We start from the raw sequence: 25,724 nt of genomic DNA, 5'->3' as shown, positions 1-25,724 counted from the left end.
GATTGAGGCTTAAAGTGCGAACTCCACCCTTTATGGGTTACTCAATCAAAGCCAGTCATCCCCCGATTACTCGGTTTAGACTGAACGAATCGCACCCAGAAATTAAATATGCGTTACCCAGAACCCTTTTAGAGACGTAGCAGTGCTACGTCTCTACGTTATTTTTCGGAGATGTCTCCTGTAGAGACGGCGATTTATCGCGTCTCTCTAACTGCATCCTTCACAGTTGATTTAGTAATGGGTTTGAGATCGCTGGGCAATGCTTTTTATACTCAAAATTCACCATCCCTAATCCTAAAACAACTATCAATGCCCAACTTAACGCGCCTAGAAAAAATAATCTTTGAAATCTAGCTACTTTTTGCTCTTGAACTGTTACTACTCAGGTATCTAGTACACCACGGCGTAAATAGACATACCATTCAAAATTTCTGAAAACCTTATGCTCTATTCATTTTGAATTTTGAATTTTGTTAGCGCAGCGTAAAGCCTTCTCTACGAGACGCTACGCGAACGGCATGGCTTCGCTTAGAACGAGTCTACGAGCGTCATTTTGAATTCCGCCTTGCGGTACTAGCTTCTTCAAAAAATCGGGTATCTAAATCCAGCTTAGAGAAATTCTCATAAATCAAGAGCGCAACCTCGTCCGACATAAATTTTAATATATTTAGTCATGCTTTTGTCACAATTTTGCAATAACTTTGTCAATATGACGTGTGATGCTATAGCTCTGGCTTCGGAAGTAGTCTTATGCTAAACCCACACGCCAGAGTCTACCGAAGAGAATCACTTCAGGCACAGGCCTTTATGAAGATGACTCTTCAAATCAAAATTGCAAAATTTCATATAGTTTAGAAGGAACAAGAAGATGAATTGGAAAGTACTTGCTTTACTCCCTGCTCTAACTCTAGCTACTGCTTTGCCTGCTTTCTCTTTAAGCAATCATAAAAGTCAAAATCCGGCTACTGCTACCTACATCGCCCAAAATACTCCGCAACAAAACACGACTAAAAAAACTAATGCTGTTGCCAAGCAAAAGCCCAGGAGTCTAGCAAAGCGTAGTAATGTACTGACAGTAGGCAGCCGGGGAGAGACAGTAAAAACTGCTCAAAATTCTTTAAAGCAGCAAGGATTCTATACAGCAGATGTGAATGGTGTGTTTGATAACAGGACTCGTGCAGCAGTAATCAGATTTCAGAAGTCTAAAGGATTAAGAGCAGACGGAATAATTGGACGCCGGACTTTAGCAGCTCTTAAATAAAATAGTTTACTCAATATCCTCATTACTGAAATGCCTTAAACACAAAAGGCTAGAATTTATTTTCTAGCCTTAAAGTAGTAAACCAGCTTTTTCTATCTCAATATTGCCTGCGGCCATGTCGCAGGTATTTTAATATTGTGCTAACTACGGTGGGCTACGCCAATGCGAATCATCGAGTCAGTGAAGCGGTTTCAAGGCAATAATAACTTAATAACAAAGCTGTAAAATCTTCTGTAATTTACCAACCTTGGCTTTAAGGATGAGAGGGATATGCTCAAATGTATGCAATCTCCTTTAACGAATTATGACAATACTATCTTTGGCAACTTGAGATCAGCGATACACTGAGGAAAATTCCTTGAGGAAGCGTTGATGGCACGAGCAAACGGGGTTACAAGTGAAACGTCTGTAGAGGAATTGCCTACAGTTGCAGACAAAGACACGGCAACAATTGAAAATTCGCCAGAACCAGTAGAGGATGCCCAGGATATTGACGATATATTGAACTCACTAAAAACTTTACTGAGTACCCTAGAAAAACTCCAAAAAGTCCGGCAAGAAGTGGGTGATATCAAACCATTGATTGGGCGGATGCTCGATGGAGAACTGGTAGCTGGTGAAGAACTTGAGCAACTCAAGGCAGGTGTGAGCAGTCTTTCTCGCCTTGTTCGTGCTTATAACGACCATCAAGTAGCGTTGGCGAAAGCGCAACCTGCTAGAAACTTGTTAGATCAAGTCTTGAAAGAGCGTAAAGTGAGTTGAGTTGGATTGGGGATTGGGGAAAAATCCTTTGGGTATTTGCTTGGAATCCCAGTCTCCATTCAAATTTTAGGAGTTTACAGTCCCCAATTAAGAAGCGATCGCACTTTTTTAAGAGAATGCGATCGCTAGACATCTCCGAAAATGAATGTAGAGACGTAGCACTGCTATGTCTCTACAAGGATTCTGGGTAACGCATATTTAATTTCTGGAGATGTCTACTGTAAACTGAAGGTTTAACTCAAACTTGCGGCTATACCTATGAATTCTTTACAAGACTACACAATTCCTATGCATTTTATGAAATTCTAAAGCAGTTGGGTATTACAGAGGAACATTTTAACCAACTGCGATAATTACTGTGTACTAGTATTGCAAAGCCGCATTTTACCTATTTATTTTCCAGCGATCGCTTCATAAACAATAATAACTATCCACATGAATCTACAATTAGAATTGCCATTTCAGGAATTTTCCTCTTGCACTTCCCAATCCTTGGACAATTCATCTACATTCATTAATAACATGAAACTGCCAGTTCATCGCTGGTTTAGATTTAGTGCAGGTTTCTCTGCACAATGGGTAGAAACTATAATTACCCAAGCTAAAGAACGAGGAGAAACTACTGTCTTAGATCCATTCTCTGGTTCTGGTACAACTTTACTTACATCTGAAAAGCTTGGAGTTGAATGTTTGGGAATTGAGGCTCATCCCTTTGTTGTGCGTATAGCAAGAGCTAAACTTTTATATCAAACTGACGCTGATGCTTATCTTGAACATATAGAAAAAGTTATAAAATGTGCCGAAAATATTCAGCCCTGTATAGATACATACCCGAAACTTATTCATGAATGCTTTAGTATATCTTCACTTGAGTCTTTAGATAGATTGCGCCAGTCTTGGGAAAAATTTGCTGATGATTCATCTGAATCTCAGTTAGTTTGGTTAACACTTGTATCAATTCTTCGTCATGTTTCTCATGCTGGAACTGCACCTTGGCAGTACATTTTACCAAATAAAAAGAAACAATATTCTTTAGATGCAATGTCTGCTTTTGGGCTAATGGCAGACAGTATAGCTACAGATATGAGAATTGCCGGAAAAATGGCGGCTTCTATTGCTACACTTATTCAATCTGATGCTCGGACTTGCCAGGGTGTACCTGATAATTTTGCCAACTTGGTAATCACCTCACCACCGTATGCTAACAACTATGACTATGCAGATGCTACACGTCTAGAAATGTGTTTTATGAAAGAAATTTCCGGTTGGAGTGATTTACAAAGTGCGGTGAGGCAATACTTAATTCGTTCATGTTCGCAGCACGTAACCAATAAGAATGTAAACATTGATGAAGTTCTAGCATCTCATGAGCTATATCCAATCAAGACTAGTATTATTGAAATCTGTCACAAATTGTCCCAAGAACGACATTTACATGGAGGTAAAAAGAATTATCATTTGATGATTGCCTGCTATTTTTTGGATATGGCTAGAGTTTGGATAGCACTTCGCAGAGTATGCAAAAGTCCTGCAACAGTTTGCTTTATGATTGGCGATTCTGCTCCCTATGGTGTTTATATTCCGGTGATTGAATGGATGGGTTTATTAGCAGAAGCCGCAGGGTTTGAATCTTTTAATTTTGAAAAAGTTCGTGACCGAAATGTGAAGTGGAAAAATCGCAAGCATAGAGTTCCTCTTTGCGAAGGTTGTTTGTGGGTTTACGGATAGGGTAATCACAACCCAAATTATTTTTGCACAAATGTAATGGCAGAATCATTTTCACATAAATGGGGTCAGATTTTAGGGCATTTCATCCAAGAATTTATTTGTGAGACACTTCAACAAGTGGCTGATGAGCATGGTTTTTACTTAGACTCTCAGAGAAAGCGCAAGGCACGAATCACTAAAAAGGTATCATGGCAAGATCGCTACGGTAACTATCACGATCTTGACTATGTACTGGAACGAGGAGGTACAGAAGATACTCTTGGTCTTCCAGTAGCATTTATTGAGACTGCATGGCGGCGTTACACCAAGCATTCTAGAAACAAGGTTCAAGAAATTGAAGGAGCGCTTATTCCTTTGGCAGACACCTATAATCACCTTAACCCATTTTTAGGAGCTATTCTAGCAGGTGTGTTTACTCAAGGAGCGCTTGATCAATTAGAATCTAAGGGCTTTAAAATTCTTTATCTTAAGTATGAAAACATCGTTAAATCATTTACATCTGTTGGTATAAATGCATCTTTCAATGAAAGTACGTTAGAAGCAGACTTTCAAAATAAGATTGAGCAATGGAAAAAATTATCAGCGCCGGATATTACTAACATCAAAAATCAAATGCTAAGTCTTGAAAAATTCCAAATAGATAAATTTATCAATACATTAGAGCAGTCATTTGCTAGACTAGTCCAACAAGTAAATATCATTGTCCTACATGGTCTATCTCAACAAGCTGCCACTGTCGAAAATGCTATTGAATATATTCATAATTATCCAGATAATCAACCTACATTAGCCCCACCATTAAAATACGAGATTGATATTCGTTATAATAATGGTGACTTAATTCACGCCATATTTAACAATAAAATTGAAGCACTCAAATTTCTAAGAACATTTATTTAAAGTGCTAATTAAATAATTCGTAATGGGCTACGCTAACGTAATACTCGCCTCCGGCGAGAAGCAAGCTACGTAATTCGTAATTAAGTAATGATAAACGTTGCACCCGCCATTGTAATATTAGGTCAAAATAGCGTGACAGTAGCACGCAAAATAATCAGTGTTCTACCAGGGGCGACGCTATACGGTCTAGAGGGTCGCACATCTGGAGTTGATGTCAGCTTTACGAACTTTGGCGAGACGCTGCGCGAGTTATTTGTTCAGGGAAGGCCGCTGATTGGCATTTGTGCCGCCGGTATTTTAATTAGGACGTTAGCTCCGATAATCTCGGATAAACGACAGGAACCACCAGTGCTAGCTGTGGCTGAAGATGGAAGTGCTGTTGTGCCCCTCTTGGGCGGACTTGGTGGGGTCAATGATTTGGCACGCCGCATTGCTGAAGCCCTGGATGTCAAACCTGCAATTACGACCACAGGTGATTTACGTTTGGGCACAACGCTGTTATCTCCTCCCCCTGGATACCATTTAGCGAACCCAGACGATGCGAAGAAATTTATCTCAGATGTGCTAGCTGGGGCGCAAGTCAAGCTAGAAGGAATAGCGCCTTGGTTGAGCGATCACAAACTGCCCATAGATCCAATTGGAGATTTGACCATCAAAGTTACAGAACGCTTAGTAACTCCTACAGCCAACTGCCTTGTCTACCACCCAGCAACGATCGCGATCGCAATTAGTGACATCAATGATGATGCAGTAGCTTTAGTCCAGCAGCTACTAGTTGATGTCAAACTAGAAAAAGCATCAGTCGCCGGCATATTTGCACCCATCGCTACCGCCGCCGATCCCACAATCCACGCCGTTGCTAGCGCCTTGGGAGTACCTGCGCGCTTTTTTACCCCAAATCAGCTAGAAAGTCTACTTTCACAAGGTTATAGCCCCGCCCAAGCCGCAGCAATCGCCGCTACAGGCACATCTCCCTTATCTTCCCCTTCTCCTAACATTGCGATCGCTATTGCCCCCCAACCAATTGACCCCAACACCATCGGTCAGCCACGCGGACGGTTAGCGATTATTGGCACTGGCCCTGGTGGGAAGCAATGGATGTCTCCAGAAGTGAAAGAGATACTCAAATCGGCAACTGACCTTGTGGGTTATAAAACGTATTTGGATTTAGTTGGTTCTCTGGCTGATGGCAAAGAACGGCATGAATCCGACAACCGCGAAGAAGAGGCACGGGCAATGATGGCTCTTGATTTGGCCGCATCTGGGCGATATGTAGCTGTAGTTTCCTCTGGCGACCCTGGTATCTATGCAATGGCAACAGCAGTTTTTGAGGTATGCGATCGCGATCGTAAACCCGAATGGGAAAGTATCGATATTCATGTAGCCCCAGGTATCTCCGCAATGCAGGCAGCAGCAGCAGCCATTGGTGCGCCCTTGGGGCATGACTTCTGTGCTATTTCCCTCTCTGACATCTTGAAACCTTGGTCTGCGATCGCACAACGAATTACCGCTGCTGCTGAGGCTGATTTTGTGATTGCTTTCTACAATCCTGTTTCCAAAGAGCGCACCTGGCAACTAGCAGAAGCGAGAAATATTTTGCTGCAACATCGCACACCAGATACACCAGTAGTATTGGCACGGAATCTTGGTAGACCCGGACAGACGGTAAAAGCGATCGCACTTGACCAGTTAATACCAGCAAGCGCTGATATGCGGACAATTATTCTCGTTGGTTCCACAAAAACCAGAACCATCAAGCGCAGCGATGGTAGTACCTGGGTTTATACACCGCGTCGCTATATCTAACAGCCACTGCCCATTGGTGTCAACTTAAGCTGGAAATAGCTTATCTGTTGGCTTCCATGCCCGCCAGGGAATAATTGAAGAAGAATTCAGAAGTCAGAATTCAGGAGCGGAGCCGGAGACGCTCCGCCTCCGGTCAGAATCAAGACGCTCGTTCCTCTCTACGAGACGCTGCGCGTAGCTTGCTTCCACGGAGTGGTACGCTAACGCTGCGCTATCAGTAGGGGATTCAGACCCGCGACTGATTGTTCGCCTTTGGCGTCTCCCCTTGGGAGAAGACCACTAAATTTTCAATTTAGTGGGGGTGCAAAAACGCCGATTATTCAGACGCTCGTTCGCGTAGCGTGTCGCAGACAAGACTCGCTAACGCTACGCTATCCGCTTTTTCGGTCAGAAAACATTGCTGAATTCTGACTCCTGAATTCTGTTCGATAAATGAGTAATAAGTAATAACTAATACTCATTACTCATTATTTATTACTTATTACTTCAAAAATAAATTATCGGGCTTTTAGCTTAAGTCTACTAAAGTAGACTGGAGATTTTTGGCGATATTCAGTCATCTTCAGATGACTTTATACTAAAAACGGATGATTGCTAGACTTTTGCCCAGGCAAAAATCTTTGTATATCAATACTTCTGGCGATTTTAAAACTAAAGCTGCAACCCGTCTTTAGTATAGCCATGAGACGGGAATTTCAATTCCCGACGGACAAGCGGTTTCGCGTTAAGTTGACACCAATGGCCACTGCCCTGCCCCTACACCTCGTGATGTGTACCGCATCTGAATGGGAACCGCTATAACTCTGCGCTTGTTGTTTAGTTGATTGCTTTGTGGAAATGAAAGCATTTACTACACTTTTAGATGCTTCCAAACCCATGAATCTATTCAAAGGGTTTTAGTCTTAACTGAACCGTATTGGGATGAAAGCCGCGATCGCAGTTTCAATCACCAACTGGTATTTCCCCAGGATTTTGACTTATCTGGCAGAATGTTTGTGTATTTTCAACAACTGGTGTTAGCAGTAGCAAGGCTGCGATCGCACTTTTATAAGAAGAATTCAGAACTCAGGAGCGGAGCCGGAGACATTTCCGTTGCTCCGGTCAGAATGAGCGTATGAATTCTGTACGAGTGGGTAATGAATATTGGTTAAAAGTGCCAGGAACCGGACTTGAACCGGTGACACGAGGATTTTCAGTCCTCTGCTCTACCAACTGAGCTATCCCGGCTGGGGCTTTTGTGAGCCACGATTATTCAATGTAGCAAACATCTAAGAATATAGCAAGCCCTTGAAGAAAAAAGATTTATGCAGCTTTCAACTTCAACTTGAACCAAATGAAAACGGCTACAAATAGCAATTTCTGGCTTACCAGTACAAACAATAAACATCTCCAGAAATTAAATATGCATTATCCACAACCCTTGTAGAGACGTAGCACTGCTACGTCAAAACAATTCTTTTTCGGAGATGTGTAATGCTTTGGTTCAGACAAAGCACGCAATCGCAATGGCGATTTACTTCTGTCACAGTTCCTATTGACAATGAGACCTATTCTAAATTTTATACTATAATAATTCTCATTCTTATTCAAAACAAATAATATCATTCTAGATTTCCTGTGTAATGAGTAACAACAAAACTTTTCATGGGGTATAGCCATTTGCAATTTAGTTTTCCCTGAATAATTAGGATTTATTGACTTTTTTCTGAAAAAGTTTCCTAAAATCTGATAAAATTACTGAGAAATATTTTCATAAAATACACGTTTGAAAAAACGTGGTTTGAGTGTGAGTTAGAGATCAGTGTGAGGAGAAAAATGCAAAAATTCTGTAAATATCTGCTAGTTAGTCCAGCAGTCTGCGGTGTAATGCTATTTGTAAATACGGCTGTATTTGCAGGTGAAACATCTAGCACCTCTGAAATCAATCAACCACAAGTTTTAGCTAGTCCAAGCACCAAAGATCAGACAATGGCGCAAGTCAATTCAGTGTCTCAGTTATCTGATGTGCAAACTACAGACTGGGCATTCCAAGCCTTACAATCGTTGGTCGAGCGCTATGGTTGTATTGCAGGCTACCCAAATAGCACTTATCGTGGTAATCGGGCATTAACGCGATATGAGTTTGCTGCTGGTTTGAATGCTTGTCTGGATCGGGTTAACGAACTAATAGCCACTGGTACAGCTGATTTGGTGACAAAAGAAGATTTAGCTAAATTACAAAAGCTGCAAGAAAACTTTTCAGCAGAACTAGCGACACTCCGAGGTCGTGTAAATGCAGTAGAAACACGTACTGCGGAATTGGAGGCACATCAGTTTTCAACCACAACCAAACTGAATGGGGAAGTGGTAATTGCGATCGCAGGTGTCGTAAGTGGAAATACAGTTAATGGTCAAAAAGTCAACCAAAATGCTGTCCTTGCAGACCGAGTGCGCCTAAACCTCGACACCAGTTTTACAGGTCAAGATTTACTCAGAACACGACTTCAGGCAACAAACCTAGACCCCTTCTCTCAGACTGCTACCTTTACACCAGAAGGTGACTTCCGATTTGCTGGTGGTAACAATAGTAATGGAGTTGTGATAGATGCGTTGTTGTATCAGTTCCCTCTCGGTAAGAAAACAAACGTCACTTTGGAAGCAAATGCAGGTGCAATTGATGATTTCACTAACACAGTCAACCCATACCTAGATGGGGATGGTGGTACTGGTGCCCTTTCCCATTTTGGGACTCGCAACCCAATTTATTATCTAGCCAATGGTACTGGCATCGGAATCAAACACGAGTTCAGTGATAAGCTGGAACTAAGCTTAGGGTATTTAGCGAATGATGCTGCTAACCCTCAGCTAGGCTCTGGATTGTTCAACGGTGCTTATGGTGCGATCGCACAGTTGACTGTTAAGCCTAGCAATCAAATTACCCTTGGTTTAACCTACCTTAACGCCTACAACAATAATTTTTCTGCCAATGGTAGTGGTGGTAGCAATAACGCCAATAACATATTGCGGAATGCTGATAACATATTGCAGAATGCTTCGAGTAACTCCTACGGTATAGAAGCATCCTTTCAACCTAGCTCAAAATTTGCGATTGGCGGTTGGGCTGGCTTTACCAAAGCTCGCATTCTTACGGTTACTCCTGGCGATGCTGATATCTGGAACTATGCCGTCACCCTGGCTTTCCCGGATCTTGGTAAAAAAGGTAACGTTGCAGGTATTGTTGTAGGTATGGAACCTAAAGTTACCGGTGTGAGCAGTTCTCTCAGCGATGCAGGCATCAACAAAGATCCAGACACTTCATATCACATTGAAGGTTTCTATCAATATAAACTGAGTGACAATATCAGCATCACTCCAGGAGTTATCTGGCTGACAGCACCAGATCATAACAATCAAAACGACGATATCGTCATTGGTACAGTCAGAACCACATTCACTTTCTAATTTTTAAAATCTTAAAAGAAGACGCAAATTTATACTTTGCGTCTTTTATTTTGTGTGCGATCTCAGCCATAAATGCTATATTATCGGGCATCCCGCATTTTATTTGATTAATTCTAGAGAAATGAATCAATTCAAAATTCAAAATTCAAAATTCAAAATAAATAACTCACCGTTATTCATGTACTTGCTACGGAAAAGTTTTTCACAATATCCGGCAAATCATCCATAGCTATATCATTTGGTTTATATACCTTACCATTAATTTGGATATTTTTTATTTTTAGTAATAAATTATAGCCAGATGACTACACCGACTAAATAGTGGATTTTGGTTATACTACGATGTGAAATAAGAAGAGCGAGAAAAAAGCGATCGCTAACCCATCCTCTAAGAATTACCTGAGAATGATTGCAATGGTTACACAGCTACCATCTTCCACCCAAAAAGGCATTATTTACCCTGACAGCGATGGACAACCAATGGCAGACAACACTAAGCAGTTTGAATTAATTGTCTGGATTAAAAATAATTTAGAACTGCTGTTTGCCAATGACTCAAATGTGTTTGTCGCTGGGGACTTGTTGTGGTATTCGGTAGAAGATGATAACAAGCTCCGCCAAGCTCCTGATGTGATGGTAGTATTTGGTAGACCAAAGGGATACAGAGGTTCTTATCAACAGTGGCTTGAAGACAACATTCCCCCGCAGGTGGTATTTGAAATTTGGTCGCCTGGAAACCGAATCTCTAAAATGGCGAAAAAATTAGAGTTTTATGAGCGCTACGGTGTGGAAGAATATTATCTGTATGAACCTGATGTGATTGACTTGACAGGCTGGCAGCGACGGAACTCAAGATTAGAAGTGATTGACCAAATGGTTGGTTGGGTCAGCCCTCGATTGGGGGTACGTTTCGATTTGACTGAGGAAGAACTGCAAATTTATCGTCCTGATGGCGATCGCTTTCTGACCTTTTTGGAATTAGACCAACAACGACAGCAAGAAAGACAACGAGCAGAGCAAGCTGAGGCGCAGTTGGAAGCTCTCCGTGCTTTATTACAAGAACGGGGAATTAATTTAGACCAATTGTGACCGAATTTAATTTATAAGTCTAAGAAAATAGCGATCGCTTTAAACAACAGGTTTACTAATTCGTAGTCCCATGATCACTAAGTCCCGTTCAACACTGTCAAGTTCGGCAATGTTAGGTAAATGTCCCCAGCGTTGAAAACCAAATGTTTCAAAGAGTTTTAAACTGGGCTGATTATGGGCAAAAATGAAGCATACTAGGCTCTTTAGACCCAAACTAGGACTTTCGCTAATTGCTTGTGCTAAGAGTTGCCGTCCCAAGCCACACCGATGAAAGTTAGGGGCTATGTAAATACTAATTTCGGCAGTTTTACTATAGGCTGGTCGCCCATAAAAAGATTGAAAACTAAGCCATCCAGCGATTATTCCGTCTACTTCAATTACCCAAAGTGGGCGTTGCGAAGGCGATCGCCCTTTAAACCAAGCAAGGCGACTTTCTACGGATACTGGTTCTAGGTCAGCCGTTGCCATGCGGCTGGGAACTGCGGCATTGTAAATTGCCACAATTGCAGGTAAGTCAGTTTCAGCCGCATGGCGAATAGTCATTGCTACCGTCTCGGAAAAAATTTTCAGAAAATATTCAAAAATAATACAGTGTTAACAGTAGCAATTCTACGGATTCTATCGTAATTGTCACAGATACTTTACCAGGTAGGCGCTTCGTACCTTACATAAGATAATGACTAACTCTACTAGCAAGTATGCGATGGGCCACTACGAAAAACACCACCGTTGCTATAACAGAGGAAAATTCCAACGCACTACCTACTGTATTTTGTGTAACAGAGAGACTTTATAACTCCTTACTTTTAAATTCTAAGTTTTTATTTCTAACGCATTGTTCAGCATTCATCCTAGAGAAATAGATAACTTTATTATGTCAGGAAAAATTATCTATTTCTCTGAATATTCATATAGTACTTTTGTCATCTTAAGATCATTTATTTTTTTAATTCAGTGGATATAAATATTGCCGCAACGTTTTTACTATAAGTTTTTATCCACTAAAAACATCTAAACTCTTTATTAACAAGTCTTACAGATAATTCAATTATATTTTTGTATATATAAAATTTAGGCTCATATCTAACACTAAATTGCATTTTGCAGCTATTTTTACAAAAAACGATTTTAACTTTGTATTAATCCGTACAAATTTTATATATAGCTAAAGACAGAGGCTACTACCATATATAAGCCCTTAAAATTAATAAATATAATTCTAAGTATCAACTACATAGATGAAAATTAAGTGAAATTATTATGTATATTAATTGTTTAAAAAATAATAGAAGTTTTACTGGGCATCAAGATAGTAACATTCCAAATATTGTCGAAATAGCGCTTTTTATAGATCAAATCAAAAGTAGTATTTGGCTTTTTGGTATTCCATCTTGGCTTTTCGGAATAACCGATAGAAGTATAGCTGCATTTGCGGATGGTTATTTATCTCCTATAGAAATATTTCAGCTATTTACAGCCTCTTTCTTTTTTGTAAGTTGGTTATATCTCAAGCCGGAAGAAAGCTTTAATAGCAATCATTTAGACCCCAGGCAATATGAAGAATATCTTGCTCGCACTCAAGCTAACAAGCTTCAATTAAAAAAGCGACACATGATTAGCCAAGAGTATATCTTACCTTTCCCTTATATTTGCCAAATCTATCATCTATTGAACTTAAAACATTTGGAAACAGTTCATAGGTTTAGCCTAAATAATCTTAAAATTCTTAGTATTAGCGAGTTCCAAACTACAAGTGCCGGTGGTAAAATCACATTTCAAACTATATTAGATTCGCCAGCTAATCCTCTGAGAATTTGGCGACAATCAACTGTAGAGGTGGATTTAATATTACATACTCCCTACACTGTAGAACTGAGTATTCCAGTCTACAATAACAAAAGGATAATTGTTATATTTCATGCTTTCCCTTTAAATCACTCAGAACATCAGTTGTTTATAGATATTTATAGTGATCTAGGGTGGCCAAAGCCATTGTTACAAATAATATTGCATTTTGCTTCTTGTTTAACACTCTTTGAAGATTTGCCATATCTAAGAGCTTTAACTGAGAAAAATATAGAGCGTTTATTCAATTTAGGTAGGACTTCAAATCACGAAAGTGCGTTGCTGTTTAAAAGGTTCGTTGAGCTATATGGTTCAAGTGGAGAAGCAACTAAATTACTTGAAGGAAGAGAAAAGAGTTAGGAATTTTAAACTCATAACTCTTGATTTTATTTAGTTAATCTCGTGCTAGGAAGGGAGCAGCAGCTAGTAAGGTTTTGGTATAAGGGTGTTGAGGATTAGCGAAAATCTGTTTTGTCAGACCGAGTTCGACAATTTTACCGCCGTTCATCACGGCAATACGATCGCACAAAAATCGAGCTAACCAAAGGTCATGAGTTATGAATAGATAAGTTAACTTAAAATCTTCCTTTAATTGCAACATTAAATCCAGTACTTGCGACTGCACGCTTGCGTCTAACATACTCACAGGTTCATCGCAGATTAAAAGTTTAGGGTGAGTAATCAAAGCACGAGCGATCGCGACTCGTTGCTGTTGTCCTCCAGACAAATCTGATGGATATCGCTGATAATACACTTCTGGCGGTGTTAACCCAACTTTATTTAGCATCCACAAAACTTCTTCTTTTGCCTTGGCAGGATTGGCAAGATTGTGGATAAATAAAGGATCGGCGATACTTTGTCCCACTGTCATCGCTGGATTGAGACAAGCATGAGGGTCTTGAAAAACCATTTGTATTTGTCGCCGTGAAGAACGAATTTCTTGACGCGACAGTTTAGTTAAATCCTGTCCTAAAAACTCAACTTTGCCACTAGTGGGACGAATTAGTTGCAAAATTGTTCGTGATAGTGTACTTTTTCCACAACCCGATTCCCCGACTAAGCCGAGAATTTCTTCTGAATAAAGATCCAGGTTGATCCCATCTACTGCTTTAATTGTCTGCGTTTGTGTATTAAACAGTCGTTCGATAAAGTTAGGTTCTATGGTGTAGTGTTGCTTGAGTTCTGTGACACTCAAAATTGGGGATTTATCATTAATAATCGGTAATTGCTTTTCTGCGTCATTGGCAATGATCAATTCTCCACTATCATTTACTGCTTGAATATGTAAAGCTGCTTTTAGGAGCGATCGCGTGTATTCATGTTGAGGTTGCCTAAATACGGTTTCTGTAGCACCCATTTCGACCATCTTGCCGTTGTACATCACGCCAATGCGATCGCAATACTCAGCCACCATTGCTAAATCATGAGATATCAGCAATAATCCCATGTTTTCTTCACCGCACAGGCGAGTTAATTCTTGCAATATCTGCGCGGAAACGGTGACATCTAAACTGGTGGTGGGTTCATCGGCAACAATTAACTTGGGGTTGAGAAGTAAAGCTAAAGCGATCGCTACCCTTTGGCGCATTCCGCCGCTAAACTCATGAGGAAACTGATTCCAACGACTAGCGGGAATATTCACCTTTGCCAAGGTAGCAAGTGCTTTTTCTTTAGCTTCCCGCGTTGATAATTGTGGTGAGTGCGCCTGGAGGGTTTCGATACAATGCTTACCAATGGTCATCAACGGATCGAGGCGTGTCATGGGATCTTGAAAAACTAAGGCGATCGCTTCTCCCCGAAATTTCCGCAACTGGTTAGGTGTCAAGTCAAACACTGACTGTCCTTGAAATATCACCCGTCCCTCAACACGACTAGAGGATGGTAGTAAGCGCATTACTGCCCGTCCAATAGTTGACTTACCACAACCCGACTCTCCCACCAATCCCATTCTCTCACCTGGTTTCAAGGTGAAAGATACATCATCAACCGCCCAGCTTGCTTTTTCTCCACTCCGCGCAGGATAGGCAACTCGCAGATTTTCGATACAGAATAAGGCTTCACTCATAGTTAGTTATCAGCCCTGAGCTACCAGTTTTTATAATTTCAAATTTAGGATAGTCTATCAAATTAAGCATTAGATCTGTATACTCACCATCACAGGTTTAGTTCTCTGTCCTGGTTGGGCAGATTGATTGCAGGCTTCAAAATTAAGCTTAATGCTCATCCTCAAAGAGCGAACTTTGACATTCACAAAGTGGCTGGCATTATCACTGTGGTCTTTTTATTTTTTACTGCGTATAAACGGTGGGGTCTTAAATAATTCGTAATTCGTAATTCGTAATTCGTAATTAAGTTTTGTGAAAGCGACGCGCAAAGCGAGTCTGCGATAGCGCCGGCGGCAAGCGAGTATTTTCGAGTCGCGTCCGGGGATTTAGACCCCGACCCAAAACTTGCCGGTTATTGAACCGGGGGATTTAAACCCACGGTACTCGGTTAAACCCTTACTCCCTCTGGTCGCGGTAGGAGGCACCAGCGCTGTTTTCCTCCTGCCTCCTGCCCTCTGCCTTTCTTCGATAAATTTAGGGGCTTGAAACCCGGATTCTGGGGAAATGAGCGAATCTTTTTCTCGTGCCCCCTGCTAATATCTCCCCTGCCTTTCTTCTAGTAAGTTTAAAGAAAGTACTTTTCCACGCATCTAATAAATATTTCCACACCCATTGCCAAGGCGGTTTCGTCAAAATCAAACCGGGGATGATGATGGGGATATGCTAAGTCTTTCGCTGGGTTAGCAGAACCCAAAAAGAAATAACAACCAGGAACCTCTTCTAAGAAGAATGACATATCTTCAGCAGCCATAGTTTGACATTCTGGTACAACACCTACAGAAGTTTCTACCACTTCTTCGGCTACAGATCGCACCAGTTCTGCTATTCTCATATCATTAATTACTGGTGGGTAAAGTGACCAGTATTCTAAGTCATAATTCGCACCATGACTCTGACAAATTCCAGCAATAATCTGCTCGACACGCTCTTGAAAAAAGCCTTTCAAACTAGGATTAAAATACCTGACAGTCGCACTCATTCTTGCTGTATCAGCAATCACATTATGCTTGGTTCCTGCATGAAGTTCGCCCACTGTCACCACTGCCGAATCAATGGGATTCACATTTCGAGCGACAATGGTTTGCAAAGCACTTACGATTTGGGCAGCAACAACAATAGAATCAACAGTTTGATGGGGTAGTGCGCCGTGTCCACCTTTGCCCAAAATTGTGCAGTTGAAGCATTCTACAGCGGCCATCAACGCCCCAGCCCGCACACCTACTGTTCCCAAAGGTAAATTATTCCACAAGTGCAAACCAATAATCGCGTCAACATCAGGATTTTTCAGGACTCCAGCTTCAATCATCGGCTTTGCGCCTCCTGGTGATTCTTCCGCCGGCTGAAAGATAATTTTCACCGTACCAGAGAAGTCTTGCCGATGCTGCTGGAGATAATAAGCTGTACCTAAAGCGATCGCTGTATGTCCATCATGTCCACAAGCGTGCATCACTCCCTCATGCTGCGATTTGTACGGTACTTCGTTGAGTTCTTGGATTGGCAAAGCATCCATATCCGCCCGAATCGCTAAAACTTTGTTTGTGGGGAGTTTGTTACCTTTGATTGTGGCAACAATGCCAGTGTGGGCAATACCAGTTTCATGCTCAATCCCCCATTCTTGCAGCTTTTGTGATACAAACTCAGCTGTCAGTTTTTCTTGAAAACCCAACTCTGGTTGTTGGTGCAATCGCCGCCGCCATTCTACTAATTGCGGTTGCAATGAACGAATCGCTAGTCGGATGCGAGATAGATCAACAGAAGAGGGATTGGGAAAGGTAGAAACCATTATGAATACAAACTAGTTTAAGTACATAACTTAGTTTATTTTCCCAGTTTATCGCCGGGAATGGGGAAGAATCAGCCAGAAATTAAAACACTTTGGGATTTGGGGAAACGCCAATGGAAAGCACTATTTTTTTTTCGGCTGGCTTTTCTAAGAAATTTTCCGATAGTAATTTAGTCAAAGCATCAGGATGTAGTTGCCAGTTTAATAATCCCGATAACCCCATAACCAAGCCAAATAGAGTTGGAACTAAGGCGGCGTAGAACAACCATTTTTTCTGAGATAGAGATGTAATGGCAAATAGCGAGACAGAGAGCGATAAGGAGGCATCAGCTAGATCAAACTGGTCGTCATGGTAATTAAGTTGGTCATAGGTTGTTTGATCTTTTTCGGCAGCTACCTTCTGTTCCTGCTTTTTCTGGTCTTCTTTATCAGCAATGAGTTGATAAGCGGCAATCTGTTTTTCATAGTCAGCCCTCACAGCAGCAGGTTGAGAAAGAGATTGCAATTTGAGTTGCGCCACACTTGATTTGGCTATTTCTTCACGAATATTACGAGCCTGGTATAACGCCCAATCATCAATTTTATTTGCTTGAGCTTGCTGCATTGCCTGGACTATATTATCGTCTTTGATTTTGCAGATGCCAATAAAAGTTGCTATCAATGCAACTGCAATTGCTACAGCACTATTTAGACGGCTTTTGCGTTTTTCGCGGTTAGCTGGCGTTTCCGGTTCATCGTCGTCCTCCCCAAGCAGGTCAATTGGGTTGATGTCCATATCGTTATACCAATTTCACTTAAATATAAAACAAGGGTTGTTTAATTTGCAATTGATATTGTTAATACCCAATACCCAATGCTCAATTTAACAAACAGAATTCAGGAGTCAGGAGTCAGAATTCAGAATTGAATTCTGTGCAACTGGTGGATAGCGCCGGCGGCAAGCGAGTCTGCGATAGCGGAGCGGTAGCGAGTCTTCTCCCTTGGCGTTAGCCTCTCCCTTTGGGAGAAGGGGAGACGCCAAAGGCGATAGCGCAGCGTTAGCGAGTCATCGAGCGTCACGAGCGTCGCGTCTGAATAAACGGGTTTAAGTCCCTCACTAAATCGGAGATTTAGTGGTGCAATAATCGAGTGCTGGGTCTGAATCCCCCACTCATTAATTCTGACTCCTGAATTCTGACTTCTGAATTCTTTTTCAAAATGTCAGTGTTTCCCAATCTAAATCTGATGCTACTTGAGCAAGTTTATCTAAATCAGTCAGATTATCTAAATAAGGTAAACAGCCTAAAACTGGTGTATTGGTGAGTGATTGAATCAATTGGTGTGGTGTCCAGTCGGCTATTTCTGCATCTGTTCGGAGTTGTACGCAGTTCAGAACAATACCTTTGAGATTGACGCGCGATTGTCTAGCTAATGCTACATTTGCCACTGCTTGAGCGATCGCACCTAATCTCACTGGTACTACTAATACCGTTGGTAAACGCCATTCCCCTGCCAAATCAGCTACCGTTAATTCCTCTGTGATTGGCGAACCCAACCCTCCCAAGGCTTCTACAAGCACAAAATCACGGTGCGATCGCAATTTCGACAAAGCTTGCCACACAAGAGCTAAATCTATTTGGCGATTTTCCCTTGCTGCTGCGATGGGAGGCGCTAGAGGTGCTTGAAAGTACAAAGGTGTAATTTCTTCAGCAGATTGTTCTAGCGCAAATAGCTTTTGATACCACTCGCGATCGCCAATTCCCGATTGAATCGGTTTCATGATTCCCCAGCTACGCTGCGGGTAATATTTTTGCCAATAGGCTGCTAATGCTGTCGTTAAAACAGTTTTACCAGCTTCCGTATCAGTTCCAGTAATTAGTAGTGTGTTTAACATTAATTTCTTTGACCAGAAAATGGTTGTGTTCCATCAGTCGGTGGCAAAGTTGGCGTTTCTGTGGGTATTGGCAAGGGTGTTTCTGTGGGTATTGGTAAGGGTGTTGCTGTCGGTATTGGTAAGGGCGTTTCTGTCGGTATTGGCAAGGGTGTTTCTGTCGGTATTGGCAAGGGTTTCTCTGTGGGAATCGGCAAGGGTGTCTCTATGGGAATTGGCAAGGGTGTTGCTGTCGGTGTTGGTTTAACTAGTTTTTCTAATGCAACATTCAGGTTGTAATTGCTTTCGGTAACTCCTGGAACTAGAGTTAACTCAATAGTATATCTACCAGTAGCCAGCAATATGCCTTGATATGCTGTTACTTGTTGGGCATTAATATTAATTGGTTGTTGATTGGGATTGAAGACTGTTAACAGAATGTTGCTTCCTGGATCAAGAAACGCAGTTAGCTTGTCACCTTTCTCCCCGAAAAAAGTGTACCTGATTATTTGATTTGTTTTCAGAGTATCGTTAACCGTGGCTGTGTTATTAGATGCTCCCAGATTGAGGCGTTTACTAGGTACAACAGATTGATTGCTGGTGGGTGTGGGTGTAAGTGTGGGTGTAGTGCCACCAGGAATCACTGGTGAAGGGAAATTTTGTGGAAGCGTTTCAATTGGTGGTGTTTTCGGTTGACTGCGGATAGAACTTACCAGCGCCCAAGAACCGAATCCGGCGATAATCACGACAGCGCTGCCAATTGCGGTAATCGCTAAGGGATTATCCAAAATTGAGTTAGTGGTGCTTGGTGGAATCACAGGATTGGGTTTTTGAGGCGAAGCTGGTGGTGGTACTGAGTCAGGACGACGACCAACAGCCATTGTCTGTAAGTTGGAAACATTCAGAGGAGGAAGACTGAGTTGCTGTAAAGGTTGGAGTGCTTGCAATACACTAGCAGCACTTTGATAGCGATCGCTCGGTATATGATTCAACATTCGATTCAACACTACAGCAAATCGCGGATTCACTTTTACCCATCGCTGCCAATTCCAAGTTAGTTGGTTTTCATCAAATAAATCCTTTGGTTCTTTACCAGTCAGCAAAACGACCGCGCTTACCGCTAAGGCATACAAGTCACTGCTAGGATAAGCTCCCCCTGTTTGCATTTGTTCGCTAGGAGAGTAGCCTAATTTTCCCACAGTGGTTTCTGGCAGGGCACTATCTGGCGATCGTAAACGCGTTGCTAGTTCTTTGACTACCCCAAAGTCAATTAACACAGGTTTCGCGTCACTATCTCGCAAAATAATATTTTCTGGCGAAATATCTCGGTGAATAATCCCTCGACTGTGAATATGCTCTAAAACAGGCAGCAACAACTCTATTAACTGTAATACTTCTGCCTCTGTAAAAGTTTGACCTACAGCTTGACGTTCAGCTAGCAGAGTCCGATACGTCTGACCTGCAACGTAGTCCTCCACCAAAAATAAGCGTTGATCTTGCTCAAATCTTTCCCGAAATTTAGGGACTTGTGGGTGTTCGATTTGATATAAAATGGCAGCCTCTCGGTGAAAAAGCTCTTGTGCCTTCTCCCAAGCCAAAGCCCCTGTTGCTGTTGAAGTCAATTCCTTGATCGCGCAAAGTTCGTTAAAGCGCCTCTGGTCTTCTGCCAGATAGGTTCTACCAAATCCTCCTTGTCCGAGAATTTGAATTATGCGGTAACGGTTTTGCAAGACAGTACCAACTGTAATGGGTGGTTGCATGATCGATTGATTGAGTGTAGTAGCAACTGAGGAGGAAGTCACCCACAAAGATTAAGTCCAAGAGGCGACTGACAGTTACCTGCCGCAATATTCTACTATACCTAACAACTACACCCCCACCAGAGCAAGGTTATTTTTTACTCCATAACTTCAGAGCCTCCAATCCCCCAATTCAATTTTTCTTCTTGACAAAACGATATATTTTAAAATATGCAAAATCAACTTGAGAATCCAGCTTATACAAACTACTCATTTCTCTTTCAATCAACCCTTTAGGAAATTGATAATCACGATTAATTGTCAGGAGAACTGTATCCTTATTATTTGTTAATTTTTCAATGTCTTCTGCAAAATTTTCATTTGGAACTTCCTTTTTTAACCGATCCCCCAAATTTATTGCATCCAGAGTGAAATTGTCACCGTAATATTCAAATAATCTGGGATTAGCAAATAAAAATACAGATTCTGTAGAAGAAGAGCGATTTTTTATCAGGTACTGGACAGCAGAACGATGATTTTTCTACTACTGAAGTACGCCGAGAGTCCATAAGTATACCTACCGCTTCTATATCTCAAGAGAATTTAGATTCAACAACTTCGTTTATATTTATTAATAATAGATTTTTTTAGTAAAAATACTTACAAGATTGTGTCTAGATAATACTGCCTTTATTTTGGTATCAAAAATTTTTTTATTTAATCTTTATTTAATCTTTATTCAAGCTTTATCCAATCTTTATCTAAAAACTGGCTTGTACGTAGGTGAGTTTTGGTCGCTGCTAGCTTCTTTTAGACTTCGCAATTGATTATCGTTTTTATTAGTGCGTAACATATAGAACAAAAAATCATATTTGTTCTACTTAATCATAGGTGCTATACTGTTGTGAGAATAAACTCATTAAGTTGTAAATGCTTTACTGCCAGCTATAAATTAAGATAGTTAGAAAAACTTACCACAACAATGTTTAAGCGATTGGGATTATTTCCCTCAACCTAAAAAATTGAACTATAGACCTAGTGGATGAAATTGATGACAGTTAAGCTATCAATACCTTATTTGCCAGAAGACTAGATAATTAGTGAATGATAATTTGATAATTTTATGCAGAAATGTTTAAATTTTATATGGAAGCTTCAACAAAACTCACAGATGTTTTTTTAGGCTGTTTCTCGGTTAAATCTATTAAATCTCTAATGATAATATTACTATGAATGCACATAGAGGATCTGCTGTACTCAGTTCTGCAACTTTCAAAGTGCAACCATCTACAACAGGACTGAACGATAATCATCGCCTGCGACTGTTTTCTGGTTCTGCCAATATACAGTTGTCTCAAGAAGTCGCTCGTTATCTGGGTATGGACTTGGGGCCAATGATTCGCAAAAGATTTGCGGATGGAGAACTTTACGTTCAAATCCAAGAATCGATTCGGGGTTGTGATGTCTATTTAATCCAGCCATGTTGTCAACCCGTAAACGATCATTTGATGGAATTATTGATTATGGTTGATGCCTGTCGTCGGGCTTCTGCGCGACAGGTAACAGCAGTAATTCCCTACTATGGCTATGCTCGTGCCGATCGCAAAACAGCAGGACGAGAGTCAATAACCGCCAAGCTGGTTGCTAACTTGATCACCGAAGCAGGTGCCAATCGCGTTTTAGCAATGGATTTACACTCGGCTCAGATTCAAGGCTATTTCGATATACCCTTTGACCACGTTTACGGTTCACCAGTATTGCTGGATTATCTAGCAAGCAAACAATTACCCGATCTGGTAGTTGTTTCTCCCGATGTTGGTGGTGTAGCAAGAGCTAGGGCATTTGCGAAAAAACTGGGTGATGCCCCATTGGCGATTATTGACAAACGTCGTCAGGCACATAATGTTGCAGAAGTGTTAAATGTCATCGGCGATGTTAGGGGCAAAACAGCAGTATTAGTGGATGACATGATTGATACAGGGGGCACGATCGCTGAAGGAGCGCGATTACTGCGTGAAGAAGGAGCGCGTCAGGTATATGCCTGTGCAACTCATGCGGTGTTCTCTCCACCAGCGATGGAACGATTATCCAGTGGCTTATTTGAGGAAGTCATTGTGACAAATACGATTCCCATACCAGAAAACAATCGTTTTCCCCAACTAGTGGTACTGTCAGTAGCTAATCTGTTAGGAGAAACTATTTGGCGGATTCATGAAGATACTTCAGTCAGTAGTATGTTTCGCTAGACTGTCATTCTAATGGCGTAAATTACCTACACTGTCTTCTTTATTGGGGGACAGTGTAAATTTTTAGCAACCCTAAAATTTTAAGAGATGCGATCGCAGTTAGGGGAAATTGCCCCCGAATTGTTCGGTTCTACCACTGTCATCAGTACACAAATAGCTATAACCTCTTAGGTAGTAGTGAAATGTCTACCCTAGACGCTGTTAGTCGCTCTTGAATTAAGGGGTGAAAACCTGTGTACGAATGGATATTGCCAAGCCTGAGCGAAATCTTGGCTGAAAATCAATCAAGTGTGGCCGAATCTTCACCTGCTAAAGCAGAGCAGCAATGGCGTGTCACCCTCGCAGCGACAGAACATTTGCTATTAAATACTTTAGCATCTGATTCAGTTGACACAATCCAAGGATTAGTTTTAGCTGCACCAGCACCCTTATTTAGTCAACCAAAACTGATTCAAAGTTTAAAAACAGTAACTTTTACAGCAAAACCATTTAACCCCTTGGCACTGATGCCATTTCAGATGCCAGGTGTGATCTCTGCTGCGGGTTACACCAACGCGCATGTAAATGAAGAAATTGCTCCCCATGAATCGGTACTTCCCTTACTACCTGCCGATCCGCTAGGGGCAGAACAATTTTGCTTGGTTTTTACAGATAAATTTAGATTAGTACTGGTTTTAGCAACCCACAAAAACGGTAAAAAAACCTTTTCATTTTCTTTTGAACCAGAAGTAGTACAGCAGGCTTGGCGATCGCTAGGGGCACGAGTAATGCTGGCTAATCCAGAATTTTTCGCCCGCTTGGACGCATTAGTAGAACAGTATTCCCCGGTAGCACCAGACTACCGCATCATGATTCAGTTTAGCCAGTTGTTGCTTCAGAAATTAACAGAACCAGAAGAAACTAGGGACTCTTTACTAGGCATTGGGGATAAGGCGGACAAGGAGAATAACCAATGCCCAATGCCCAATGCCCAATCCCCAAATCCTGATGTAGAATTGCTCCAAGCCTTCGCTCACGAAGTTCGCACACCTTTAACAACTATTCGCACCATGACTCGTCTACTGCTGAAACGGCGAGACTTAGATATTAGTGTGATCAATCGCTTAAAAATTATCGATCACGAATGTACTGAACAAATTGACCGCATGGAGTTGCTATTTAAGGCAGCAGAACTGGAAACTACTACCTCAACAAAATCATCAAAAACTCAACTCACGCCGATGTCTTTAGATCAAGTGTTGCAGCAGAGTATTCCCCGTTGGGAACAAGCAGCACATCGGCGGAACTTAACTTTAAATGTTGTTTTACCTCAGCAACTACCAACAGTAGTGAGTAATCCCACCATGTTGGATCAGGTACTCACTGGTTTGATGGAAAATTTTACTCGCAGTTTACCCGCTGGCAGCCATATTCAAGTACAGGTTATCCCAGCTGGAGATCAACTAAAGTTACAATTATCGCCCCAATTCGGCTGCAAAGATTCAAATAAAACTGCCACACCTGCAACGCCACCAATTCGTAAAGCTCTGGGTCAATTGCTAATGTTTCAGCCAGAAACAGGTACGATTAGTTTAAATATCGCCGCAACCAAGCATTTGTTTCAGGCGATCGGTGGCAAACTGATTGTGCGTCAGCGTCCACATTATGGGGAAGTTTTGACGATTTTCCTGCCTTTAGAAGTTAGCAATAAACAGAAACCAGTAGTCAGTAATTAGACATAAGGATTGGGACTATGGAGCTTATGTCATAGAAGGATAATTCTGTTACAAATTGCGTTACCTATGTCTTACTAATAGTCAGATGGTTTATGATCGTAATTAAATTAAATCTCCTTACACCACACTAAAATGCCGTAAAATTGTTTAAATTTTCACGGCTTTTATTTTCTGATTGGAGATAAATATTTTGAAAGGAGAGAGAGTATTAACAACACATTTAAATGATGACAAATTCGGGAGAGAATTTGTCAACTTAAGCTGAAACTCCTTTAAAACCTCGTTTCCAGCCAGAGTCGGGAAATGCAACTCGAAAAGTGGATCTGCCGCCAGTAAAGAGAGGCGGCAGCCCCAAAGACAAGCATTCCCAGTCGGAGACTGGGAACGAGGCAATCTAAAAGCTAGTTCTAGACCATAGGTGTCAACTTAAGCTGGAAATAGCTGATCTGAATGAAGTCATAAGCCTACACCGACCTGAGTACAGGTACGGTGTAGGTAGTTCACAATCATCTCCATTAGTCCTTAAGAGACTATTAGCTTGCTTTCATGTTCACACTAATCAGCTGTTCGATAAGTGCAAAAACATCACTGCGGCTAAGTTTCTCTTTACCATTAGCAAGAGCGTCAAGAGTGCCGTTAGCTAAGGTGAAAGGAATTTGGCAAAAATCTAAGGCGGGGCCTGTAGGAAGGTCTTGAATGTAAGCTTCTGCCAGTGCTAGGTTGCGCCGGGCATACTCCTGCATATTGTCTGCACTCCAACCATCTGGGAAGAATTCTACTCCACGCCCCAAATCTTCATTATGGTTACGCAGGATATTGACTGCTTGTAAGCCTCGACCAAACCCAATGGCTTGGGTACGGTTTGTTTGTGTTCCATCATACCAATTCCATAAATCTGAAAGTAACAATCCCACTGCACCTGCAACCCCAAAGGTATAACGATCTAAATCAGATTCAGTGTGAATTTTCCAGTTTCTTTCTGCCCAATAAGCCATTCGGTCTGCCATTGCAGCAGTGGCATCCCAAATTCGAGGTGCAATGGTGTCTGGTGCTAGCAGTGACCATTCTCTAATCCTCAAAGTGACTTCTTCTAATGAATTCTCATACCCACTAAATCCTGCAAAAAAAGCATCTAGTGCAAAGCCATCAACTCCTGCCTGTAATGTCAGACTAATCGTTTTTAACAGCTTGGCTTTAGTAGCGTTATCTAATTTGGGATGATCTTCAATTTCATCAATGGCACGCATACACAAATATGCTGATGCGACTGCTTCTTGTAATCCTGGCGGTAAAAGACTAATTGGGATATAAAAAGTTCGGCTAGTTTCTTTGAGGATTTGCAATGCATCTCTACGTAAATTCATGTTTTCACTCCCCGCTTGATTTTTGCACCACATGAAGTTTGCAGTTTTTTGATGATACTGGATATAGTTTTGACTAAACCTTAAAAACTAT

20 protein-coding genes and 1 tRNA gene are annotated in these 25,724 nt (G+C 41.4%); 12 read left to right on the top strand and 9 right to left on the bottom strand.

Annotated elements, in window-relative coordinates:
- The first annotated feature begins 171 nt into the window (after nucleotides 1–171).
- The 7 genes from V7K76_RS33575 (at nucleotide 172) to V7K76_RS33545 (ending at nucleotide 7,575) form a co-directional block, all read left to right on the top strand.
- Nucleotides 172–354 carry a hypothetical protein gene (locus tag V7K76_RS33575; RefSeq protein WP_334777129.1) on the top strand — a complete coding sequence of 61 codons (183 nt, stop codon included), beginning with the start codon at nucleotides 172–174 and terminating at the stop codon, nucleotides 352–354.
- A gap of 514 nt (nucleotides 355–868) precedes the next feature.
- Nucleotides 869–1,261: a peptidoglycan-binding domain-containing protein gene (locus V7K76_RS33570; protein ID WP_334777128.1), complete on the top strand. Its 393-nt coding sequence runs from the start codon at nucleotides 869–871 to the stop codon at nucleotides 1,259–1,261.
- A 372-nt stretch (nucleotides 1,262–1,633) separates the two neighbouring features.
- Nucleotides 1,634–2,023 (top strand): hypothetical protein, encoded by a 390-nt coding sequence (locus V7K76_RS33565; RefSeq protein ID WP_334777127.1) that lies wholly within the window; start codon nucleotides 1,634–1,636, stop codon nucleotides 2,021–2,023.
- Nucleotides 2,024–2,545: 522 nt separating this feature from the next.
- Nucleotides 2,546–3,751 carry a DNA methyltransferase gene (locus tag V7K76_RS33560; RefSeq protein WP_334777126.1) on the top strand — a complete coding sequence of 402 codons (1,206 nt, stop codon included), beginning with the start codon at nucleotides 2,546–2,548 and terminating at the stop codon, nucleotides 3,749–3,751.
- Between the two features lie 36 nt (nucleotides 3,752–3,787).
- Nucleotides 3,788–4,651 carry a hypothetical protein gene (locus V7K76_RS33555; RefSeq protein ID WP_334777125.1) on the top strand — a complete coding sequence of 288 codons (864 nt, stop codon included), beginning with the start codon at nucleotides 3,788–3,790 and terminating at the stop codon, nucleotides 4,649–4,651.
- Between the two features lie 87 nt (nucleotides 4,652–4,738).
- Entirely contained in the window at nucleotides 4,739–6,457 is a 1,719-nt protein-coding gene (gene cobJ, locus V7K76_RS33550) for a precorrin-3B C(17)-methyltransferase (RefSeq protein ID WP_334777124.1), read from the top strand.
- Nucleotides 6,458–7,281: 824 nt separating this feature from the next.
- Nucleotides 7,282–7,575 (top strand): hypothetical protein, encoded by a 294-nt coding sequence (locus V7K76_RS33545; protein WP_334777123.1) that lies wholly within the window; start codon nucleotides 7,282–7,284, stop codon nucleotides 7,573–7,575.
- A gap of 36 nt (nucleotides 7,576–7,611) precedes the next feature.
- On the opposite strand, the gene V7K76_RS33540 is transcribed toward V7K76_RS33545, so the two are convergent.
- Nucleotides 7,612–7,684, bottom strand: a tRNA-Phe gene (locus V7K76_RS33540).
- A gap of 588 nt (nucleotides 7,685–8,272) precedes the next feature.
- Here V7K76_RS33540 and V7K76_RS33535 point away from each other — a divergent pair.
- Entirely contained in the window at nucleotides 8,273–9,898 is a 1,626-nt protein-coding gene (locus V7K76_RS33535) for an iron uptake porin (protein WP_334953768.1), read from the top strand.
- Nucleotides 9,899–10,312: 414 nt separating this feature from the next.
- Nucleotides 10,313–10,987, top strand: a complete 675-nt coding sequence (locus V7K76_RS33530; protein ID WP_334777121.1) for a Uma2 family endonuclease — start codon at nucleotides 10,313–10,315, stop codon at nucleotides 10,985–10,987.
- A gap of 39 nt (nucleotides 10,988–11,026) precedes the next feature.
- Here V7K76_RS33530 and V7K76_RS33525 read toward each other — a convergent pair whose 3' ends face one another.
- Nucleotides 11,027–11,530 (bottom strand): GNAT family N-acetyltransferase, encoded by a 504-nt coding sequence (locus V7K76_RS33525; RefSeq protein WP_334777120.1) that lies wholly within the window; start codon nucleotides 11,528–11,530, stop codon nucleotides 11,027–11,029.
- A 717-nt stretch (nucleotides 11,531–12,247) separates the two neighbouring features.
- Here V7K76_RS33525 and V7K76_RS33520 point away from each other — a divergent pair.
- Entirely contained in the window at nucleotides 12,248–13,192 is a 945-nt protein-coding gene (locus V7K76_RS33520; protein WP_334777119.1) for a hypothetical protein, read from the top strand.
- Between the two features lie 34 nt (nucleotides 13,193–13,226).
- On the opposite strand, the gene V7K76_RS33515 is transcribed toward V7K76_RS33520, so the two are convergent.
- From V7K76_RS33515 to V7K76_RS33490, 6 genes are all read right to left on the bottom strand, one after another.
- Nucleotides 13,227–14,897, bottom strand: a complete 1,671-nt coding sequence (locus V7K76_RS33515) for an ABC transporter ATP-binding protein (protein ID WP_334777118.1) — start codon at nucleotides 14,895–14,897, stop codon at nucleotides 13,227–13,229.
- A 605-nt stretch (nucleotides 14,898–15,502) separates the two neighbouring features.
- Nucleotides 15,503–16,720: a M20 family metallopeptidase gene (locus tag V7K76_RS33510; protein ID WP_334777117.1), complete on the bottom strand. Its 1,218-nt coding sequence runs from the start codon at nucleotides 16,718–16,720 to the stop codon at nucleotides 15,503–15,505.
- Between the two features lie 82 nt (nucleotides 16,721–16,802).
- The gene (locus tag V7K76_RS33505) at nucleotides 16,803–17,495 is read right to left on the bottom strand and encodes a DUF4337 domain-containing protein (protein WP_334777116.1); all 693 of its coding nucleotides are present in this window, start codon (nucleotides 17,493–17,495) and stop codon (nucleotides 16,803–16,805) included.
- A 417-nt stretch (nucleotides 17,496–17,912) separates the two neighbouring features.
- A complete protein-coding gene (gene bioD / locus V7K76_RS33500; RefSeq protein WP_334778785.1) occupies nucleotides 17,913–18,593 on the bottom strand; it encodes a dethiobiotin synthase in 681 nt (226 codons plus the stop codon).
- Complete coding sequence (locus tag V7K76_RS33495; protein WP_334778784.1) at nucleotides 18,593–20,329, bottom strand: protein kinase domain-containing protein; 1,737 nt, start codon at nucleotides 20,327–20,329, stop codon at nucleotides 18,593–18,595. Before V7K76_RS33495 ends, bioD begins: the two co-directional genes overlap by 1 nt.
- A 172-nt stretch (nucleotides 20,330–20,501) precedes the next feature.
- On the bottom strand, nucleotides 20,502–20,720 hold the full coding sequence (locus V7K76_RS33490; protein WP_334778783.1) for a hypothetical protein: 219 nt from the start codon (nucleotides 20,718–20,720) through the stop codon (nucleotides 20,502–20,504).
- 817 nt (nucleotides 20,721–21,537) lie between these two features.
- Here V7K76_RS33490 and V7K76_RS33485 point away from each other — a divergent pair.
- Together V7K76_RS33485 and V7K76_RS33480 are read left to right on the top strand one after the other, a co-directional pair.
- Nucleotides 21,538–22,554, top strand: a complete 1,017-nt coding sequence (locus tag V7K76_RS33485) for a ribose-phosphate pyrophosphokinase (RefSeq protein WP_334778782.1) — start codon at nucleotides 21,538–21,540, stop codon at nucleotides 22,552–22,554.
- Nucleotides 22,555–22,787: 233 nt separating this feature from the next.
- A complete protein-coding gene (locus tag V7K76_RS33480) occupies nucleotides 22,788–24,269 on the top strand; it encodes a sensor histidine kinase (RefSeq protein WP_334778781.1) in 1,482 nt (493 codons plus the stop codon).
- Between the two features lie 533 nt (nucleotides 24,270–24,802).
- Here the strand turns inward: V7K76_RS33480 and V7K76_RS33475 are convergent.
- Nucleotides 24,803–25,633 carry a phytoene/squalene synthase family protein gene (locus tag V7K76_RS33475; RefSeq protein ID WP_334778780.1) on the bottom strand — a complete coding sequence of 277 codons (831 nt, stop codon included), beginning with the start codon at nucleotides 25,631–25,633 and terminating at the stop codon, nucleotides 24,803–24,805.
- Nucleotides 25,634–25,724 lie beyond the last annotated feature (91 nt).

This window comes from Nostoc sp., assembly GCF_036917975.1.
In the GTDB taxonomy this organism is placed as follows: Bacteria; Cyanobacteriota; Cyanobacteriia; order Cyanobacteriales; family Nostocaceae; genus Nostoc.
Note: the sequence above shows the minus strand (reverse complement) of the source record. Positions and strands in the feature narration are given on the sequence as shown.

Bases quoted from the DNA above. Each gene is read 5' to 3' on its own strand.
- V7K76_RS33555 (WP_334777125.1), top strand. From the start codon at position 3,788: ATGGCAGAATCATTTTCACATAAATGGGGTCAGATTTTAGGGCATTTC.
- V7K76_RS33515 (WP_334777118.1), bottom strand. From the start codon at position 14,897: ATGAGTGAAGCCTTATTCTGTATCGAAAATCTGCGAGTTGCCTATCCT.
- V7K76_RS33505 (WP_334777116.1), bottom strand. From the start codon at position 17,495: ATGGACATCAACCCAATTGACCTGCTTGGGGAGGACGACGATGAACCG.
- V7K76_RS33520 (WP_334777119.1), top strand. From the start codon at position 12,248: ATGTATATTAATTGTTTAAAAAATAATAGAAGTTTTACTGGGCATCAA.
- bioD (WP_334778785.1), bottom strand. From the start codon at position 18,593: ATGTTAAACACACTACTAATTACTGGAACTGATACGGAAGCTGGTAAA.
- V7K76_RS33495 (WP_334778784.1), bottom strand. From the start codon at position 20,329: ATGCAACCACCCATTACAGTTGGTACTGTCTTGCAAAACCGTTACCGC.
- V7K76_RS33560 (WP_334777126.1), top strand. From the start codon at position 2,546: ATGAAACTGCCAGTTCATCGCTGGTTTAGATTTAGTGCAGGTTTCTCT.
- V7K76_RS33510 (WP_334777117.1), bottom strand. From the start codon at position 16,720: ATGGTTTCTACCTTTCCCAATCCCTCTTCTGTTGATCTATCTCGCATC.
- V7K76_RS33535 (WP_334953768.1), top strand. From the start codon at position 8,273: ATGCAAAAATTCTGTAAATATCTGCTAGTTAGTCCAGCAGTCTGCGGT.
- V7K76_RS33565 (WP_334777127.1), top strand. From the start codon at position 1,634: ATGGCACGAGCAAACGGGGTTACAAGTGAAACGTCTGTAGAGGAATTG.
- V7K76_RS33530 (WP_334777121.1), top strand. From the start codon at position 10,313: ATGGTTACACAGCTACCATCTTCCACCCAAAAAGGCATTATTTACCCT.
- V7K76_RS33575 (WP_334777129.1), top strand. From the start codon at position 172: ATGTCTCCTGTAGAGACGGCGATTTATCGCGTCTCTCTAACTGCATCC.
- V7K76_RS33570 (WP_334777128.1), top strand. From the start codon at position 869: ATGAATTGGAAAGTACTTGCTTTACTCCCTGCTCTAACTCTAGCTACT.
- V7K76_RS33475 (WP_334778780.1), bottom strand. From the start codon at position 25,633: ATGAATTTACGTAGAGATGCATTGCAAATCCTCAAAGAAACTAGCCGA.
- V7K76_RS33525 (WP_334777120.1), bottom strand. From the start codon at position 11,530: ATGACTATTCGCCATGCGGCTGAAACTGACTTACCTGCAATTGTGGCA.
- V7K76_RS33485 (WP_334778782.1), top strand. From the start codon at position 21,538: ATGAATGCACATAGAGGATCTGCTGTACTCAGTTCTGCAACTTTCAAA.
- cobJ (WP_334777124.1), top strand. From the start codon at position 4,739: ATGATAAACGTTGCACCCGCCATTGTAATATTAGGTCAAAATAGCGTG.